Here is a 17,650-nt window from a genome sequence, read left to right as displayed (position 1 = left end):
TCATTGGCCGACACGCGAGCCCACTTTCCTTTCTGCGAGTTTTCCCATCATGAGCGTTGCCGAAACCGTTTTGCCGCCGTTCCATCTGGCGTTTCCTGTGCATAGCCTTGCCGCCGCACGCGAGTTCTATGGCGAGTTGCTCGGCTGTCCGGAAGGGCGCAGTTCCCCGGACTGGGTCGACTTCAACTTCTACGGCCACCAGATCGTCGCGCACCTCGCGCCCGAGGAAATCGGCCACCGTCAGACCAGCAAGGTCGACGGCGACGCGGTGCCGGTGCGCCACTTCGGGGCGGTGCTTTCGATGGAACAATGGCAGTCCGCCGCGGACAAGCTGCAGAAGGCCGGCATCGACTTCATCATCGAACCGCACGTGCGCTTCAAGGGTGAGGTTGGCGAACAGGCGACGATGTTCTTCCTCGATCCGTCGGGTAACGCGCTGGAATTCAAGGCGTTTGCGGATATGTCGTCGTTGTTTGCGAAGTAATATCGGCGCAATGACGTTGGCAACATAAGCCGGCGGTTCGAAATGCAAAAAGGCAGGCCAACCCTCATGGTTGACCTGCCTTTTTGCTTGACGCCCAAGCTCAGCGATTCACCAGCCGGGCCGGAATGAACACCAGAATGAGCACGGCGGATAACGTCAGCGTGCACGCCGTCAGCACGAGCCCGGACGCCAGCGTATGTGTGTAGCCCTTGAGCCAGCCGATCACGGTCGGACTGATGAAGCCCGCCAGGTTGCCGGTGCAGTTGATCAGCGCGATCCCCGCCGCCGCGCCGCTGCCGCCGAGAAACGCGGTGGGCAGGGCCCAGAACATCGGCAGCGCGCTAACCACGCCGGAGACGGCCAGTGTGAGCCCGATCATCGACAGCAGTGAACTGTCCCCGTTGGCCGCGCACAGGCTGAAGCCGCACGCCGCCACCAGCGCGGGCACGACGACATGCCAGCGCCGCTCGCGCGTGCGGTCCGCGTGGCGGCCCACTGTGATCATCGAAATCAGCGCCACCGAGTAGGGAATCATCGTCAGCAAACCGATCATCAACGGATCGTCGATCCCTGTGCCGCGAATGATGGTGGGCTGCCAGAAGCCGATCGCGTACGAGCCCATGACCACGCCGAACAGAACGAGGCACAGCAGCCAGACGCGCGCCGAACCGAACACCGCGCGCACCGAACCATGCGTGCGCACCACGGCGTCGGCATCGATTTCATCCTGAATCAGGCGCTTTTCTTCGCTGCTGAGCCACTTTGCATCGGCCACGCGATCGTCAAGGCAACGATAGATGACGAAGCCGAGCACGAGCGAGGGCAACGCTTCGACGATGAACAGCCACTGCCACCCTTCGAGACCCCACGTGCCGTTGCAGGCGTGCATCAGATAGCCGGACAGCGGGCCGCCGAGCAAACCGGAGACCGGAATCCCGGCCATCAGCAACGCGGTCATCTTGCCGCGCCGGTGTGAGGGAAACCAGTAGGTGAGGTACAGGATCATGCCGGGAAAGAAGCCCGCTTCGGCGACGCCGAGCAGAAAGCGCACCACGTAGAACATCAAGGGCGTGTGCACCCAGGCAGTGACCATCGAAAGCAGCGCCCACGTAATCATGATGCGGGCGATCCAGCGCCGCGCACCGAAGCGATGTAGCAGCAGGTTGCTCGGCACTTCGAACAGGAAGTAGCCGATGAAAAAGAAACCGGCGCCGAGGCCGTAAGCCGCTTCGCTGAAATGCAGGCTGCTGAGCATTTGCAGTTTCGCAAAGCCGACGTTGACGCGATCCAGATAAGCGACCACGTAGCCGACGAATAGCAGTGGCATGAAGCGCCACGCGACGCGCCGGAATAGCTGATCGGCCGGGTTCGCGTCGACTGTGGCAGGGTAGGACGTTTGGGTCAGCAAGGGTAGTCTCCTGGCCCGCCGTGCTGGTTGTTTTGAAGGCTGGGGCGGGCGAACGATGTGAGAGTGTACGGGCAGGTGAGCCGCGCTTCCATGGCTAGGCGGGGCTGGTCTCCTGAAGGTCGGCTGCGAGCGCCGACGCGTTTTCGATTTCGAAGCCGATTTGTATGAGCGCCTGTCGGAGTTCGTGTTGTTGTGCGTCGTCGAGTTCGATCAGTGGCGGGCGCATCGTGGTCCATTGCGGATCGCCCGATTGCCACGCGATCGCGGCCTTCATCGCGGCGATGATCGGGTAACGCTGGAATATCGCGCGCGTGTCGTTGAGCCGTTGCTGCTGATCGGTGGCATCCGCGTCGCGCCATGTCTGCGCAAGGCGCATGATTGCGGCCGCGTTGACGTTGCCGGTCGCCGTGATGCAACCTGCGCCGCCGTGCTGCATGGTCGGCAGCAGCAGCGTTTCGGTGCCGGCGAATACATCAAAGCTGGCGCTCTGGAATTCCTGCAGCAGCGCAGTGGTGTGATTCCAGTCGCCGGAACTGTCCTTGATACCGGCGATCACGCCGGGATAGCACATCAGCAAACGCTCGATCAATCCGAAGCTGATACCGACCTGAGAGACGGGCGGGATGTGATACAGGTAAACGCGCAGGCGTGCATCGGCTATCGCTTCGATGACTTCGGCAAAGCCGCGAAACAGACCTTCGTCGCTCACGCCTTTGTAGAAAAACGGCGGCAACATCAGCACACCGGCGCAACCGCTGTTCACTGCGTGGCGCGTCAGTTCGATCGCATCGGGCAGCGCGCAGGCGCCCGTACCCGGCATCATTCGTTCGGGCGGTAAACCGGCGTCGAGCAACGCGTCGAGTAGCGCGTGCTTTTCGCTCACTGTCAGCGAGTTCGCTTCCGAGTTGGTGCCGAATACGGCCAGCCCCACGCCTTGGCGCAGCAGCCAGCGGCAATGTTTGACGAAACGGGCGGGCGAGGGCGAGCGGTCGGCGTTGAACGGCGTGAGTACCGGCGATAGGACGCCGCGTAGGCCGGGCGTGGGCGTGCTCATGGGAATGTCTCCTTCGATGTCCATGTAGGTCGCATCCTTGAATGCCCGGCAGGCCGGTGCGAAGCATTCAGGCGCCGACGCAGTATTGCGTGACCTGGAACCTCGAAGAAGCGCGAGCCGCTTGCTTCAAACGTTAATTATTTTTGTGTCTCGCCGGGCGTGGCGTTCACTTCCTGAGCGGCCTTGAGGAATGCGTGGACGAGCCGCATGCGTGCCGACGAGCGGCCCCACAACAAGCCGACCACACGCTTTGGAAACGCATGCGGCAACGGCCATTTCGCGAGCGACAGCCCGGAGAAGCGCGTCATCAACCAGTCCGGCACCAGGGAGACGCCGAGCCCCCGGTCCACCATTACCGCGATGGCATCGAGCCCGTCGAGCTCGCAGCGCTGATGCGGCTGGATACCGTGCTGCCGCAAATATCCATCGGCCAGCTGCCCGCCGACCACATTGCGGTCGTAACGCACGAACGGCTCGCGTTGCAGCACGGCGTGTGGATCGTCGACCTGCATCGACGCGGGCGTGAGCAGCACCAGCGGTTCTTCACGAAACGTGTGCCAGTCACAGCTTTTCGGCAGATCGAAGAGCGGCTGAACCAGCATCGCCGCATCGAGATCGCCGCTCACCACTTTGCGGAAGAGATCGACCGAGTTACCCGGTTCCAGATAGATATCGATCTGCGGATGCCGCGCGAGCAGCCCGGCCAGCACGTCGGGAATCACGCTCGTCATCATGGTGGGCGTGCCGCCCAGCCGCAGTTGACCCGCGAGTACCGATTCGTCGTTCAGATCGGACTTCAGGTCGCGAATATCGTGCAGCACCGCGCGGGCGCGCGCCAGAATGCGCTCGCCAGCTTCGGTCGTGCCGACGGTGCGGCCCGAACGGCGCACCAGCTTCGCGCCCAATTCCTGTTCGAGCATCTTCACGCGCTGCGCGACCGCCGCGGCCGTCAGATCGAGCCTGCGCGCGGCTTCCGCGATCGACCCGAGTTCGACCACATAGACAAAGCTCTGCAGATAGCGCGAGTCCATCGAATAGAATTTTTATCTTTTGAAGAAGCCAAAGGATACTGTTTCTGACGCCTTGCGGCTATCACACTTCGATCTCACCGAACGCGCATCATGCGCGGACGGCCCGCAAAAATGGAGGAGTGTGGAAATGCCAAGGATTGAATCGGTATCGGTTTGCGCGGCGGGTGTACCGCTCGATCGCGTGACCTCGTTTGCAACGCGCACGGTCTCGACGCGTCACTATGGTCTGGTGAAAGTGCGCTCGACCGATGGTGTGGAAGGAATCGGCTTCTGTTATGTCGGCAGCGCGGGTGGCGAACTGCTGCGCGTGGCCGTCGAGCAATTGCTGGCGCCGGTGTTGATCGGCAAGGACTCTTATGCGGTCGAAGGTCTCTGGCAGGCGATGTATCAGGAGGCGTTACTGCAAGGCCGTGCCGGCACCGTGATGCGCGCAATCAGTATTCTCGATACGGCGTTGTGGGACCTGAACGCACGCAGCCACAACGTGCCGCTGCACAAGTACCTCGGTGCCGTCGAACTCGATACTGTGCCTGCGTATGCCAGCGGTGGCTATTACCTCGACGGCAAGTCCGCGGGCATGCTCGGCGAAGAAATGGCGAGCTATGTCGAGATGGGTTTCAAGGCCGTGAAGATGAAGGGCGGCCGCCTGTCGCCACGCGAAGAAGAAGCGCGCGTGCGCGCCGCGCGGGAAGCGATTGGCCCGGATGTCGAACTGATGATCGACATCAACAACGGCTGGACCGACACGACCCAAGCCTTGCAGCATCTGCGGCGCATCGAGCAGTACGATCCGTACTTCGTGGAAGAGCCTTTTTCCCCTGACGATATCGACAACCACGCGCGTCTCGCCAAACTCACACGCGTGCCGGTGGCGACCGGCGAAATCGGCTATGGCCGCTGGTATCACAAGGAGCTGCTCGACAAGGGCGGCGCGGCGATCCTGCAAACCGATGCGGTGGTGTGCGGCGGCATCAGTGAATGGCGGCGGATTGCGGCAACTGCCGCGAGCTACGGCGTGGTGATGTGCCCGCACTGGTTCCATGACGTGCATGCGCCGTTGGTTGCGGCCACACCTAATGCGCGTTACGTCGAGTACTTCTGGGACGACCAGGTGCTCAATTTCCGCCGCCTGATCGATCGTCAGCTCGACCACAAGAACGGGCGCATCGTGTTGCATCAGACGCCGGGTCTCGGCTTCGATTTCGACGAGCATGAGGTAGCGAAGGTCGGCAAGTGGACGGTGATTACCTAGGCTCGACTTGAATGCAATGTATTTGAAATAATAAAAACAAAGCGTAAGGTATTTGCATCACGCAATTTAATCTAACGGCATATCTCGCGGCAGTTCGACGAGATATGTCTTTAGCCATACCCTTAAAAGCGCCTATCTCGCTCTAACCAAACGTTTGCGCAGCCTTAGCCTGCGCGCGTTTGAAGCGTCGCCTATCCTTACATTAGCCTTCCTGACAATTCCGCCATTTTCGTGCCATGCAGGCGTTGGTACTATCGATCTAGCATACGAGTTGATTCACCTATCCCTTACCTGCATTCTCTCGGGCGCGTTTCATGTGGATCGTTAACGTTGCGCTTAAGCGGCCATACACGTTCATCGTGATGGCCATTTTGATCTTGCTGGCGACGCCATTCGTGCTGTTGACCACACCGGTCGACGTGCTGCCGGAAATCAATATTCCGGTGGTCAGCATCATCTGGAACTACACGGGCTTGTCGGCCGAAGACATGGCCAACCGCATCACGTCCGTCAACGAGCGCAGTTTGACCACCACGGTCAACGACATCGAGCACATTGAATCGCAGTCGCTGGCGGGCATCACGATTCTCAAGGTGTTCCTGCAGCCGAACGCGAACATCCAGACCGCGATCGCGCAGACGGTGGCCGTCGAACAGGCGCAGCTCAAACAGATGCCGCCAGGCGCCACGCCGCCTTTGGTGATCAGTTATTCGGCCTCCAGCATTCCGGTTATCCAGCTTGGCTTGTCGAGCCCGAAGCTCTCCGAGCAGGCGCTCAACGACACCGCGCTGAACTTCCTGCGCCCGCAACTGGTGACGATTCCGGGTGCCGCCGTGCCGTATCCGTACGGCGGCAAATCGCGTCTGATCTCGGTCGACCTCGACACGCGTGCGTTGCTCGCAAAAGGCCTGACGCCTTCGGATGTGGTCAGCGCGTTCAACGCGCAAAACCTGATTCTGCCGACCGGCACGGCCAAGATCGGGCCTAAGGAATACACGATCAATATGAACGGCTCGCCCGCCACGGTGGAAGGGCTCAACGATATTCCGGTGCGCACGCTCAATGGCGCGACAACGTATCTACGTGAAGTCGCTCATGTGCGCGACGGCTTCTCGCCGCAGACCAATATCGTGCGGCAGGACGGACACCGCGGTGTGTTGATATCGGTGCTGAAAAACGGCAGTGCGTCGACACTCTCGATCGTCAATACGTTGCATGCCCTGCTGCCGAACGTGCGCGCCGCGTTGCCGCCGGACCTGAAGATCACGGCCTTGTTCGACCAGTCGGTGTTTGTGAAGGCGGCAGTGCAGGGCGTGGTGCGGGAGGCGGTGGTCGCCGCCGCATTGACCGCTGCGATGATTCTGCTATTCCTCGGCAATTGGCGCAGCACCTGCATCATTGCGATTTCGATTCCGCTGTCGATTCTGTCCTCGTTGATCGCACTGCACGCGCTCGGGCAAACCATCAACATCATGACGCTGGGCGGTCTTGCTCTGGCGGTCGGGATTCTGGTCGACGATGCGACGGTGACGATCGAGAATATCGAACGGCACCTGCATATGGGCACGAATCTGCACGATGCGATTCTCGACGGCGCCGGCGAAATCGCGGTTCCGGCGCTGGTCTCGACGCTGTGTATCTGTATCGTGTTCGTGCCGATGTTCTTCCTGACCGGCGTCGCGCGTTATCTGTTCGTGCCGCTTGCCGAAGCGGTGGTGTTCGCGATGCTCGCCTCGTACATCCTGTCGCGTACGCTGGTGCCGACTCTGGCGATGCTGCTGATGGGCCACGCGCACAAGCCCAAGGCCGATGCCAGGCCGAGTCTGTTCAGGCGCATCTATTTGCGTTTTGACAGCGGTTTCGAGCGCATGCGGGCTGCTTACATCGTGATTCTCAGCAGCGTGCTGGTGCGCCGCGGTATGTTCGGCAGCGTGTTTCTCGGTTTCTGTGTCGTCTCGATGAGTCTTGTTTTCGTGCTCGGCGAAGACTTCTTCCCGAGCGTCGACGCCGGCGACATTCGTCTCCACATGCGTGCGCCGACCGGCACGCGCATCGAGGAAACCGCGCGTTTCGCGGACGAAGTCGAGAAGGTGATTCGCGAGGTCGTGCCGCCTCAGGAACTCGCCACGATTCTCGATAACCTCGGCTTGCCCTATAGCGGTATCAATCTCTCATATAGCAACGCGGGCACGATCGGCACGCTCGACGGCGAAATTCAGGTGGCCTTGAACGAGGGCCACAAGCCGACGCAACGCTACATCGACAAACTGCGCGCGATCCTGCCGCAGCGCTTTCCGGGCGTCGAATTCTTCTTTCAACCGGCCGACATTGTCACGCAGATTCTCAACTTCGGCCTGCCCGCCGCTGTCGACGTGCAGATTGCCGGCGCGGACCAGCAGGGCAACTTCGACATCGCACGCAAGTTGCTGAAACAGGTGCGCATGATTCCCGGCACCGTCGATACGCACATCCAGCAGAAACTGGACGAACCGGCGATCAATCTTCAGATGGATCGCACGCGCCTGCAGCAACTCAATCTGAGCGCGAGCAACGTGGCGCAAAATGTGCTCATTTCACTGTCGGGCAGTTCGCAGACTTCGCCGGGGTTCTGGTTCAACAATAAAAACGGTGTGGAATACAGCGTCGCGGTGCAAACTCCGCAATATCAGGTGTCGTCGATCGATGAATTGTTGCGCACACCGGTTTCAGGTGCCGCCAACGGGCCGACGCAACTGCTCGGCAACCTGGTGCGGGTCTCGCCGCAGACTCAGTTCGCGGAAGTCACGCACTACAACATCAGGCCGGTGATCGATCTGTATGTGAGCGTCGAGAAGCGCGACCTGGGCAGCGTGGCGAATCAGGTCGACAAGCTCGTCGATAACGTGCGGGCCTCGCTGCCGCGCGGCAGTCAGATCACGGTGCGCGGCCAGGTGCAGACCATGCGCAGCTCGTTCTTCGGTCTGGGCCTTGGCGTGGCGATGGCGATCGTGCTGGTGTATCTGCTGATCGTGGTGAATTTCCAGTCGTGGGTTGATCCGCTGATCATCATCAGCGCGTTGCCCGCGGCACTGGCGGGTATCGTCTGGATGCTGTTCCTGACCGGCACGCATTTGAGCGTGCCCGCATTGACCGGCGCGATCATGACGATGGGCGTCGCCACTGCCAATAGTATTTTGATGGTGTCGTTCGCGCGCCAGCGGCTCTCCGCCGGCGCACCGCCGCTCACCGCCGCGCTCGAAGCCGGTGCAAGCCGGATCAGGCCGGTGCTGATGACCGCGTTCGCGATGATCATCGGCATGATTCCGATGGCGCTGGGACTCGGCGAGGGTGCCGAGCAGAACGCGCCGCTTGGCCGCGCGGTGATCGGTGGGCTGCTGTTCGCCACGGTCTCCACGCTGTTTTTCGTGCCGCTGGTGTTCGCGGCCATTCATACCCGACTCGCGCGGCGCCACCGCGACGATGACGACACAGACACGATGGGCGGCCATGGCCATGACGGCCCCACGCTGGACCACGGCGGCGATGGCAAGCCCGCGTAACGTTAATTGACGGCTGACTGAGATAGCTGACTGAGATGACCGAAAAAACTCATGCATCGCTGGCGATTCCCGCGCGAGAGACCGAAGCTGGCCACGCCTTGCCGCCGCGCAATCGCGAATGGAAGCGCGCCAAAATCGCTGTCTGGATCGTGCTGGTGCTGCTTGCTCTCGGCGCATTGCGCACCGTGATCGCGGATGTTCTGCAAAGCCGTTCAGTCGCTGAAACGACGAAGCTGAACGCCACGCAGTATGTGACCGTGGTGAGCCCGTCGCAAACAGAAGGCAGCGGCAACACCTTGTTGCCGGGCACCTTGCGCGGCAATGTCGAATCGCCGATCTACGCGCGCTCCACCGGTTATCTGCTGCACTGGTACGTCGATATCGGCGCGCGGGTGAAGCAGGGGCAACTGCTCGCCGATCTGGATACGCCGGAGATCGATCAGGAGCTCGCGCAGGCGTTGGCGCAGCGTCAGCAAGCCAGTTCGAGTCTCGGCCTTGCCAAAAGCTCGGCGGAACGCTGGCAGCAATTGCGTCAACGCGATGCGGTCTCGCAGCAGGAACTCGACGAGCGGCAGAGCACCTACACGCAGGACGTCGCCAATCTCTCCGCCGCCGATGCCAACGTGAAACGCCTGCAGCAACTCGAATCCTTCAAGCGCATCGTCGCACCGTTTGCGGGCGTGGTCACGCAGCGCAATGTCGACGTCGGTGACCTGATCGACGCGGGCAGTGGCACGAGCCGCGCGCTGTTCGCGCTGGCGCAGTCGGATCCGCTGCGGGTCTATGTGCAACTGCCCCAGGCGTACGCGGAGAACGTGTCGGTCGGACAGAAGGTGGTGGTCACGCAGGCCGAATTGCCGGGCCAGCAGTTCCACGGCACGATTACGCACATCTCCGGCGCGATCGACGTGCCGACCCGTTCGCTGCAGATCGAAGTGACCTTGCCGAATCCTGACGGCACGCTGCGGCCCGGCGCGTATGTGCAGGTGGCCGTGCCGGCGGCCGCTCATGCGCAATTGACAGTGCCGGGCAATGCCTTGCTGTTTCGTGCCGAAGGTCCACGGCTCGCGGTGGTCGATGGGAAGGGCAATGTGGCGTTGCGCAAGATCGTGATCGCTCAGGACCTGGGGCAGTCGCTCGAAATTGAAAGCGGAATCGAGGCGAACGATAAGATCATCATCAACCCGAGCGATTCGATTGCGGACGGCGATCACGTGCAGATCGCGCAGCCGCAGAAAAGCGTCAAGGGGGCGTCGTGATCGCGAAGCCGGCGGCCGCTTATCGGGCACGAACGACACGAACGGCGCTTGCGGCCACCGCGAGCGCCGCGTTGCTGGCCGCGTGCACAGTCGGTCCGGATTATCAGCGGCCGCAAGCCGAGGTGCCGCCGGCCTGGCAAACCGATTCGTACTGGCGCGTCGCGGCTCCTTCGCATGCACCGATCTCGCCGGATTGGTGGAGCGCCTTCAGTGATCCAACACTCGCCGCGCTGGAAACACAGGCGCTCGCGCAGAATCAGACACTGGTTGCGGCAAGCGCGCATTATGAGCAAGCCAAAGCGACGCTGGCGAATACCCGTGCGCAGCAGATTCCTGAAGTCGATCTGGGGGCGTCCGGGTCGCGCTTCAGAATTTCGCATGATCGCCCGCTGACCAATTACGGCACGCCGACCACGTCGACGGTGCAGAACAATCTGCAACTCGGCCCGACGATCAACTACGACACCGATCTATTCGGCCGGATACGCCGCGAAGTGGAAGGCGCCGCGGCCTCCGCGCAGCAATCGGCCGACGACCTCGCCAACGCACGGCTAGTCCTCACCACCGATCTCGCCACCGACTATTTCTCGCTGCGTGAACTCGACGCCGAGATCGACGTGCTGAATCAGTCGGTGAAGCTGCAGCAAAAGGCGCTCGATTACGTCACGAGCGAGCACGATCTCGGATCGGTGTCCGGGCTTGACGTGTTGCAGCAAAAATCGCTACTCGATTCGACACGTGTGCAGGCGCAACTGCTGCTGAATCAGCGCGCGCAGGAAGAACACGCGATTGCCGCGCTGGTCGGCGTGCCCGCGCCGCAGTTCGCGATCGAAGCCAAAGTACTCGACACGCAGGTGCCGCCGATTCCGCTCGGGCTTCCGAGCGACGTCTTGCAACGCCGCCCGGATATTGCATCGGCGGAGCGCGCCATGGCCGCGGCGAACGCGCAGATTGGCGTCGCCAAGGCGGCGTTCTTCCCGAGCCTGACGCTGATGCCGGGCATCGGCTGGGAAAGCACGCAGTTCGCGAGCCTGCTGAGCGCGCCCACGCTGATGTGGACGCTCGGTGCGACGGTCGGCCAGGTGCTGTTCGACGGCGGCCGCCGCGCGGCCAACGTGAAGTTTGCGAGCGAGGGCTACCAGGCCACCGAGGCGAACTACCGGCAAACCGTGCTCACCGCATTCCAGCAGGTACAGGACGGTATCACCGGCCTCTCGGTGCTGGACGGCGCGGCGAAGCAGTCGCACGAGGCGGTCACCGATGCGCAGCATCTGCTGGCGCTCGCCAACGACCGTTATTCGGGCGGTCTGGTCGCGTACCTCGACGTCATCACCGCGCAGCAGTCGCTGCTCACCAGCGAGCGCCAGGATGTGCAGATCCACGGCCAGCAGATGACGCTGTCGGTGTCACTGGTGAAGGCGCTGGGCGGCGGCTGGGACGCGAGCACGGGCGTGTCGGGCGCGCCGCGGCCTGGCGACCCAACGAACACAACGGGTGCGACGAATGCAACGGACATAGCGAACGCAACGAACGCAACGGACACGAAGGAGGCGATGGCTCCCGCGAAGTGAGCCGCCCGGCAATGACACGGCCAGACAGGAAAGAGGAAATCGAGGCGTTTCGTATAATGCAGATTCAAGGGGATGCGCATGAAATTGCTGATCGTTGAAGACGAGCATAAGGTGGTGGACTACCTGCGCTCCGGTTTGACAGAGCAGGGCTGGGTCGTCGACGTCGCGCTCGACGGCGAGGAAGGCATGCATCTGGCTACCGAATTCGATTACGACGTGATCGTCCTCGACGTGATGCTGCCCAAACGCGACGGCTTTAGCGTGCTGAAGGCGCTGCGCATGCGCAAGTCGACGCCGGTCATCATGCTGACCGCACGCGATCACGTGAACGACCGTGTGCGGGGCTTGCGCGAAGGCGCCGACGACTACCTCACCAAACCCTTTTCCTTTCTCGAACTGGTTGAGCGGCTGCATGCTCTCGCGCGCCGCACGCGTTCGCAGGAGTCGACGCTGATTTCGGTGGGCGATCTGTTCGTCGATCTGATCGGCCGGCGCGCTACCCGCGATGGCGTGCGGCTCGATCTGACCGCCAAGGAATTTCAGTTACTAAGCGTGCTGGCCCGCCGCCAGGGCGATATTCTGTCGAAGACAGCCATCACCGAGCTGGTGTGGGACGTCAATTTCGACAGCCATACGAACGTGGTCGAAACCGCAATCAAACGATTGCGCGCCAAGCTCGACGGCCCGTTTCCCTCGAAGCTGCTGCATACCGTGCGCGGCATGGGCTACGTGCTCGAAGTGCGTGAGGAGGCAGAGCAATTATGAATCGGTCGATAGCCCGCCGCCTCGCGTTAATGTTCGCGCTTGTGGCGCTGTTCGTCTTCACGCTGGTCGGCACCTGTCTGTTTCTGGTGTTGCGCACGCAACTCGAACACCATCTGCGCGAATCGCTCGACGCTCGCACCGAGATCGCGCGCATCATCGTCTATCACGCGGTGACGCCCGAAAAATGGCGCATGGCCCGCGAAAAGCTCACCGACATGACGCCGCACGACGGCAGTACCGTGTATGCAGTGTCGAGCGCCGATCCGTATTTCCACTATGGCAAGCCCGTCGAGGGGCCGGTCGTGTCGAATTGGCAGGGCGGCTACGCGAAGATTTCGCCGGTCGGCGGCGGCGCGGATATGCTGACCGTCAACGTGACGATACCGGCTTACGGCGCCCGCCCACCCGTGCAATTGCAGGCCGCCGCCAGTTGTTCGCCAAACGCCCGCACGATGCGCGTGTTCGGCTCGACGCTCGCCGCGCTGTCCGCGCTGGGCAGTCTCGCCGTGCTGCTGCTGAGTTACTCGGTCACACGGCTCGGACTTGCGCCGTTGACGCGCCTGACGCGAGACGCCTCCGCGGTGAGCCCGAATAACCGCTCACAGCGTTTGAATACGGCCTCGCTGCCGCTCGAATTGAATGATCTGGCCAACTCGTTCAACGGCGCGCTCGAACGTCTGGACGGCGCATACGGCCGCCTCGAGTCGTTCAACGCGGACGTGGCTCACGAACTGCGTACGCCCGTGACGATTCTGATCGGGCAGACCGAAGTGGCGTTGACGCGCAATCGCTCGGTCGACGATTTGCGCCATACGCTGCAATCGAATCTCGAAGAGTTCGAGCGCATGCGCGCGATCATCAACGACATGCTGTTCCTCGCCCGTGCCGACCAGGGCGAGCGCGCGACGGGTCTCGTCGAAGTGTCGCTGGCCGCGGAAGTCGCGCATACGCTGGAGTTTCTCGAGATTCCGCTGGAAGAAGCGCGCGTGCATGCGCAGTTGCGCGGTGACGCGGTGGCGCGTGTGAACCGCTCGCTGTTCGGCCGCGCCTGCACGAATCTGCTGATGAACGCGATCCAGCACTGTGCGCCAGGTGCGGAGATCAGCGTGACGATTGCGCGTGACGATGATCAGTTGCGCGTAGCCGTGGCCAACCCCGGCGAGCCGATCGAGCCGGCCGTGCTCGAGCATCTGTTCGACCGGTTCTATCGCGCGGAAGTATCGCGTACCAATAGCCGCGAAAACCATGGGCTGGGTCTGGCGATCGTGAAGGCCATTGCGGAAATGCATCGCGGCACGGTGTCGGCGGAAAGCGCGAACGGGATCAACACGTTTGCATTTTCGATTGCGGCGTCGAGTGTGGAAACCGGCTTGCCGGCGGCACGCACGAATGCCGGTGTCCCGGTGGAAGCGGCGGGTTAATCGTCGCCGGTAAAAGGCAAGTCGGCCTGAACCGGTACGCGCGGCTTTACCGGTTGCGCGTTGGCGGGCGTCAATGCGCTCACGCGTACACCCAGCAGCCGCAACTTGCGGTTCAATTCCACCCGCCTCAGACATTCGGTTGCGGCGCGCCGGATCTCGGTGACGTCGGCGGTGGGTTCGTCGAGCGTCAGGTCGCGCGTGACCGTGCGGAAGTCGTCGTAGCGCAGCTTGATGCCCACGGTGCGCCCCACATAGCCCTTCCGCACCAGATCTTCCGCGACCCGCACGCACAAGCCGGTAAACGAACTGGACAGGGCCGGGCGATCATGACGCGGATGCAGATCGCGCTCGAAGGTCGTCTCACGGCTCATCGACTTGGGCTCCGATTCGACTACCACCGGCCGCTCGTCATAGCCCTGCGCGACTTGCATGAGCCACGCCGAGTAGCTGCGCCCGAAATGGTCCTGCAACAGGCCCGCGTCCGCCGCCGCCAGATCGCCGACCGTGGCGAGGCCGAGCGCCGTGAGCTTTTCCGCAGCTTTCGGGCCGATCCCGTTGACCTTGCGCACCGGCAACGGCCAGACGCGCAACGGCACGTCGGCGGGCGTCAGAATCGTGAGACCGTCGGGTTTGTCGAGCTCGGAGCCGATTTTCGCCAGCAGCTTGTTCGGCGCCACGCAAATGGAGCAGGTGAGGCCGGTTGCCTGATTGACGGCCTGCTTGATGCGCGCGGCGATCTCACGCGGCTCGCCCGGCAACTCGGTGAGGTCGATGTAGATTTCGTCGATGCCGCGGTCTTCGATCCGGTCCGTGAACGCGGCGACCGCTGCTTTGAACAGGCGCGAGTAGTGGCGATACGACTCGAAATCGGTGGGCAGCAGAATCGCCTCGGGCGCGAGCACGGCGGCTTTCATCATGCCCATCGCGGAGAACACGCCGAGCGCGCGGGCTTCGTAGGTGGAGGTCGTCACCACGCCACGGCCCGCGTAATCGCGCAGCTTCGCAAAGCGGCGGCTGCCGTCTTCAAGCGTTTGCGGCACGCCATTGCGGCCGCCGCCGATCACCACGGCCTTGCCGCGCAGTTCCGGATAGCGCAAGAGCTCCACGGACGCGTAGAACGCGTCCATGTCCAGGTGCGCGATGCGGCGGCTTGCAGAACTCATGGAGGGCGGAAACGGATGACGGTGCGGGCAGCGAGCATAACAGGCGATGGGCGCGGCCGTTGCCCTGTTCTATAGCTGGCTGTGTCGGGCGTCAGGACGCGCGAGTCATGATGCGCTGCACGCGGGACGCCAAACCATAATATTACCTTGCTCCGCCGGGGCAAGGTGCTACGCTTCCGGTCTGCATGCCAATCGTGGACTGTGGACTTGCGCGTTCGGCACCGCGCGGCCTGTCAGTTCGTCGTCGTTGATCAGCGCGCCGGCCGTCACGCGAATACCGCTCGACGCAAACGGAAACAGATCGAGATACAAGCCGCCTTGCAGCAGCTTGACGTGTCCGTCGTACTCGTTCCCACTGACATTGACCGAATGCGAGAAGCCGAGTCCTTCGAATTCCGCATGGACACCGGCCCACGAGGCCAACGGCAACGCCGCGCCGACACCTGCGCCGAGTGTGCCGCCGTGTGCATAAATTTCCTGTGCGTCTACTGCTCCCGCCATCATCATCGCCACTGTCGCCACCAGCGCCGCTTTTTTTACCTGACTCACCGCACAGTCTCCAAACAAGGGTTATTTCCGTGCTGGCGACTTTAAGGTTTAGCCGTATGGTTCAAACCGGCGAAAAGCGGGCAGTTACGGCGGCTCATCGCGCTCAAGTTTTCGCGCGCAAAGAAACTGGGAGATATGGCGTGTGACACCTGCAAAAACAGACGGTCGAATCCGGCTTGTTGAGCAGATTATGCCTGTTCTGAAGGGCTATTCGTTGGATCGGTTGAATGCCGTGCTTCGATCATGGCTGCCCCCGAAGACCCGTTTGCAACACACGTGGTTTCCTCAGGAACCGGTCTATTCATCTGATAAAAGAAGCGTGTTCGCTTCGCTTTGTGGAAGGGGCGGCAACGTGGCTGGCTGATTGTGCAAATCCACAGTGCCAACTGCAATCACTTCAAGACGTCAACTATTGCGGATTTCGGCACTTTCACCGTCAGCCGATCCATGCTTCTAAGGACCGCAGCAGACAACGTCCCCTATTGCTATGGAACCCGCTGCGGTTGCCCTCACGACTGGCTAAGCGATTAGCGTAAACCCTCTCTCGCTTTATCCGGCCAGTCATCTTAATAATATAACAACATGTTGATAGGCAATGGTCCCGGTGTTCCTCGGTAGCAGGCTTTGTCCATGTCACTTCAACGGACGTCATCCATGTCCCCGATCTTCAGGAAGCACTCACGCATGGCATCTTTAATTCAGTCGGCCTCTACTACCACGGCTCATTCAGACCCCACGGACCCGAACGGTCCGACAGGGAAATTGGCAACGTGGCTTGCTTCCGTGCAACTCGACAGCATCCCCGAACAGGCGCTCGAACGCGGCAAATATCTGACGCTCGACGGACTGGGTTGCGCGCTCGTCGGCGCGCAATTGCCCTGGTCGAGAAAGGCAGTAGAACTCGTCAGCGCGCTTGAAGGCGGTGGGGACGCAAGTCTGATCGGCTGGGGCAAGAAGATCAGCGCACCCGCGGCAGCGCTGCTCAACGGCACCTTCATCCAGGGCTTCGAACTCGACGACTTTCATCCGATCGCGCCGCTGCACGCGGCATCGGTTGTGTTGCCGTCGCTCTTTGCCAGCGCAAGCTTGCTCGGTCAGGTCAGTGGTGAAGGATTCCTGCTTGCCGCGATGTGCGGCTATGAAGTGGGACCTCGTGTCGGTCTCGCATTGCACGGTTCGCAGATGTTGTCGCGCGGCTGGCACTCGGGTGCGGTATTCGGCACGCATGCAAGCGCTGCAGCAGCTGGCAAGCTGCATGGCCTGAGCGCTGCTGCTTTCGAGGATGCGCTTGGGCTCGCCGGCACGCAATCCGGCGGACTGATGGCAGCGCAATTCGAAGCCATGTCCAAGCGCATGCATCACGGCTTTGCGTCGCGCGGCGGCCTCTATGCGGCGGTGCTGGCGGGGGGCGGTTATACAGGCATCAAGCGGGTTTTCGAACGCGAGTATGGCGGTTTCCTCTCGACGTTCGGCGAGGGGCACGATCCGGACGCGTCGCAGATATCGGCCAACCTTGGTGCGAAATGGGAGACCGAGGCGTACGTGATCAAGCGCTACTCTGCAATGGGTGCGCTGCTCGGGCCGATTGGCGCTGTGCTGGAGATCCAGCGGCAGCGCGGCACGACTGCAACTGACATACAGAAAATCGAGCTCGATTGCGCGAGCTCGTCGTTCCACCACGGCGGCTGGCAGGCGCTCAAGCCGCTGACGTCGATCGGTGCGCAGATGAACATGGCCTACGCGGTCTCCGTTGCCGCGCTCGATGGCGCCGCGCTGTTGAAGCAGTTCAGCCCTGAGCGTATCAACGCTGACGATGTCTGGGCGTTCATGAAGAAGGTCACGGTCCGGCACGAAGAGGCGTTCGACCGGGATGGCCCGCTTGCCCGCGGAGCCGTGCGGATCCGCATCACGTTTACGGACGGCAGCCATGAGGAGCGGCTGCTGCGACACCCGCGAGGCCGTCCGCTGGATCACGTATCGAACGAAGGCATTGTCGAGAAATTCCGCACGCTGACAGACGGTGTGATCGGTAAGGGGCGCCAGCAGCGAATCGAGCAACTTGTCGTTGGTGTGGAGCGGCTCGACGACATCGCCGAACTGATCGAGGTGCTTGCACTACCCGTAACAGACGCGCTCGCATAAAGCCGACGTACA

Annotated in this window: 13 protein-coding genes; 8 read left to right on the top strand and 5 right to left on the bottom strand. The window is 62.0% G+C overall.

Going from position 1 to position 17,650, the window contains the following annotated elements; translation table 11 throughout:
* Positions 1-49 precede the first annotated feature (49 nt).
* Positions 50-484 carry a VOC family protein gene (locus tag GNZ12_RS13040; RefSeq protein ID WP_172310715.1) on the top strand — a complete coding sequence of 145 codons (435 nt, stop codon included), beginning with the start codon at positions 50-52 and terminating at the stop codon, positions 482-484.
* Positions 485-584: 100 nt separating this feature from the next.
* Here GNZ12_RS13040 and GNZ12_RS13035 read toward each other — a convergent pair whose 3' ends face one another.
* From GNZ12_RS13035 to GNZ12_RS13025, 3 genes are all read right to left on the bottom strand, one after another.
* Positions 585-1,889, bottom strand: coding sequence for an MFS transporter (locus GNZ12_RS13035; protein ID WP_407947697.1), 1,305 nt, complete (start codon positions 1,887-1,889; stop codon positions 585-587).
* A 97-nt stretch (positions 1,890-1,986) separates the two neighbouring features.
* Positions 1,987-2,946 carry a dihydrodipicolinate synthase family protein gene (locus GNZ12_RS13030; RefSeq protein WP_172310714.1) on the bottom strand — a complete coding sequence of 320 codons (960 nt, stop codon included), beginning with the start codon at positions 2,944-2,946 and terminating at the stop codon, positions 1,987-1,989.
* A gap of 137 nt (positions 2,947-3,083) precedes the next feature.
* A complete protein-coding gene (locus tag GNZ12_RS13025; RefSeq protein ID WP_172310713.1) occupies positions 3,084-3,977 on the bottom strand; it encodes a LysR family transcriptional regulator in 894 nt (297 codons plus the stop codon).
* Positions 3,978-4,104: 127 nt separating this feature from the next.
* On the opposite strand from GNZ12_RS13025, the gene GNZ12_RS13020 reads away from it, so the two are divergent.
* From GNZ12_RS13020 to GNZ12_RS12995, 6 genes are all read left to right on the top strand, one after another.
* On the top strand, positions 4,105-5,229 hold the full coding sequence (locus GNZ12_RS13020; RefSeq protein ID WP_172310712.1) for a mandelate racemase/muconate lactonizing enzyme family protein: 1,125 nt from the start codon (positions 4,105-4,107) through the stop codon (positions 5,227-5,229).
* A 314-nt stretch (positions 5,230-5,543) separates the two neighbouring features.
* A complete protein-coding gene (locus GNZ12_RS13015; protein WP_172310711.1) occupies positions 5,544-8,768 on the top strand; it encodes an efflux RND transporter permease subunit in 3,225 nt (1,074 codons plus the stop codon).
* 35 nt (positions 8,769-8,803) lie between these two features.
* Positions 8,804-10,027 (top strand): efflux RND transporter periplasmic adaptor subunit, encoded by a 1,224-nt coding sequence (locus tag GNZ12_RS13010; RefSeq protein ID WP_172310710.1) that lies wholly within the window; start codon positions 8,804-8,806, stop codon positions 10,025-10,027.
* Entirely contained in the window at positions 10,027-11,598 is a 1,572-nt protein-coding gene (locus tag GNZ12_RS13005; protein ID WP_328805992.1) for an efflux transporter outer membrane subunit, read from the top strand. Before GNZ12_RS13010 ends, GNZ12_RS13005 begins: the two co-directional genes overlap by 1 nt.
* 78 nt (positions 11,599-11,676) lie before the next feature.
* Positions 11,677-12,363, top strand: a complete 687-nt coding sequence (locus GNZ12_RS13000; protein ID WP_172310709.1) for a heavy metal response regulator transcription factor — start codon at positions 11,677-11,679, stop codon at positions 12,361-12,363.
* Positions 12,360-13,784 carry a heavy metal sensor histidine kinase gene (locus GNZ12_RS12995; protein ID WP_172310708.1) on the top strand — a complete coding sequence of 475 codons (1,425 nt, stop codon included), beginning with the start codon at positions 12,360-12,362 and terminating at the stop codon, positions 13,782-13,784. The genes GNZ12_RS13000 and GNZ12_RS12995 overlap by 4 nt, the downstream gene beginning before the upstream one ends.
* Here GNZ12_RS12995 and dinB read toward each other — a convergent pair.
* A complete protein-coding gene (gene dinB / locus GNZ12_RS12990; RefSeq protein WP_172310707.1) occupies positions 13,781-14,947 on the bottom strand; it encodes a DNA polymerase IV in 1,167 nt (388 codons plus the stop codon). The genes GNZ12_RS12995 and dinB overlap by 4 nt on opposite strands.
* 168 nt (positions 14,948-15,115) lie before the next feature.
* Positions 15,116-15,496, bottom strand: coding sequence for a hypothetical protein (locus GNZ12_RS12985; RefSeq protein ID WP_235993711.1), 381 nt, complete (start codon positions 15,494-15,496; stop codon positions 15,116-15,118).
* Positions 15,497-16,180: 684 nt separating this feature from the next.
* Here GNZ12_RS12985 and GNZ12_RS12980 point away from each other — a divergent pair.
* Positions 16,181-17,638, top strand: coding sequence for an MmgE/PrpD family protein (locus GNZ12_RS12980; RefSeq protein WP_172310706.1), 1,458 nt, complete (start codon positions 16,181-16,183; stop codon positions 17,636-17,638).
* Positions 17,639-17,650: the final 12 nt, after the last annotated feature.

Source organism: Paraburkholderia solitsugae, from assembly GCF_013177695.1.
Lineage (GTDB): Bacteria > Pseudomonadota > Gammaproteobacteria > Burkholderiales > Burkholderiaceae > Paraburkholderia > Paraburkholderia solitsugae.
The sequence above is the reverse complement of the archived record's forward strand: the minus strand, read 5'-3'. Positions and strand labels throughout refer to the sequence as shown.

Excerpts from the sequence above, each read along its gene's own strand:
- GNZ12_RS13040 (WP_172310715.1), top strand. The coding sequence starts at position 50 with ATGAGCGTTGCCGAAACCGTTTTGCCGCCGTTCCATCTGGCGTTTCCT.
- GNZ12_RS13030 (WP_172310714.1), bottom strand. The coding sequence starts at position 2,946 with ATGAGCACGCCCACGCCCGGCCTACGCGGCGTCCTATCGCCGGTACTC.
- GNZ12_RS13025 (WP_172310713.1), bottom strand. The coding sequence starts at position 3,977 with ATGGACTCGCGCTATCTGCAGAGCTTTGTCTATGTGGTCGAACTCGGG.
- GNZ12_RS13020 (WP_172310712.1), top strand. The coding sequence starts at position 4,105 with ATGCCAAGGATTGAATCGGTATCGGTTTGCGCGGCGGGTGTACCGCTC.
- GNZ12_RS13015 (WP_172310711.1), top strand. The coding sequence starts at position 5,544 with ATGTGGATCGTTAACGTTGCGCTTAAGCGGCCATACACGTTCATCGTG.
- GNZ12_RS13010 (WP_172310710.1), top strand. The coding sequence starts at position 8,804 with ATGACCGAAAAAACTCATGCATCGCTGGCGATTCCCGCGCGAGAGACC.
- GNZ12_RS13000 (WP_172310709.1), top strand. The coding sequence starts at position 11,677 with ATGAAATTGCTGATCGTTGAAGACGAGCATAAGGTGGTGGACTACCTG.
- GNZ12_RS12995 (WP_172310708.1), top strand. The coding sequence starts at position 12,360 with ATGAATCGGTCGATAGCCCGCCGCCTCGCGTTAATGTTCGCGCTTGTG.
- dinB (WP_172310707.1), bottom strand. The coding sequence starts at position 14,947 with ATGAGTTCTGCAAGCCGCCGCATCGCGCACCTGGACATGGACGCGTTC.
- GNZ12_RS12980 (WP_172310706.1), top strand. The coding sequence starts at position 16,181 with ATGGCATCTTTAATTCAGTCGGCCTCTACTACCACGGCTCATTCAGAC.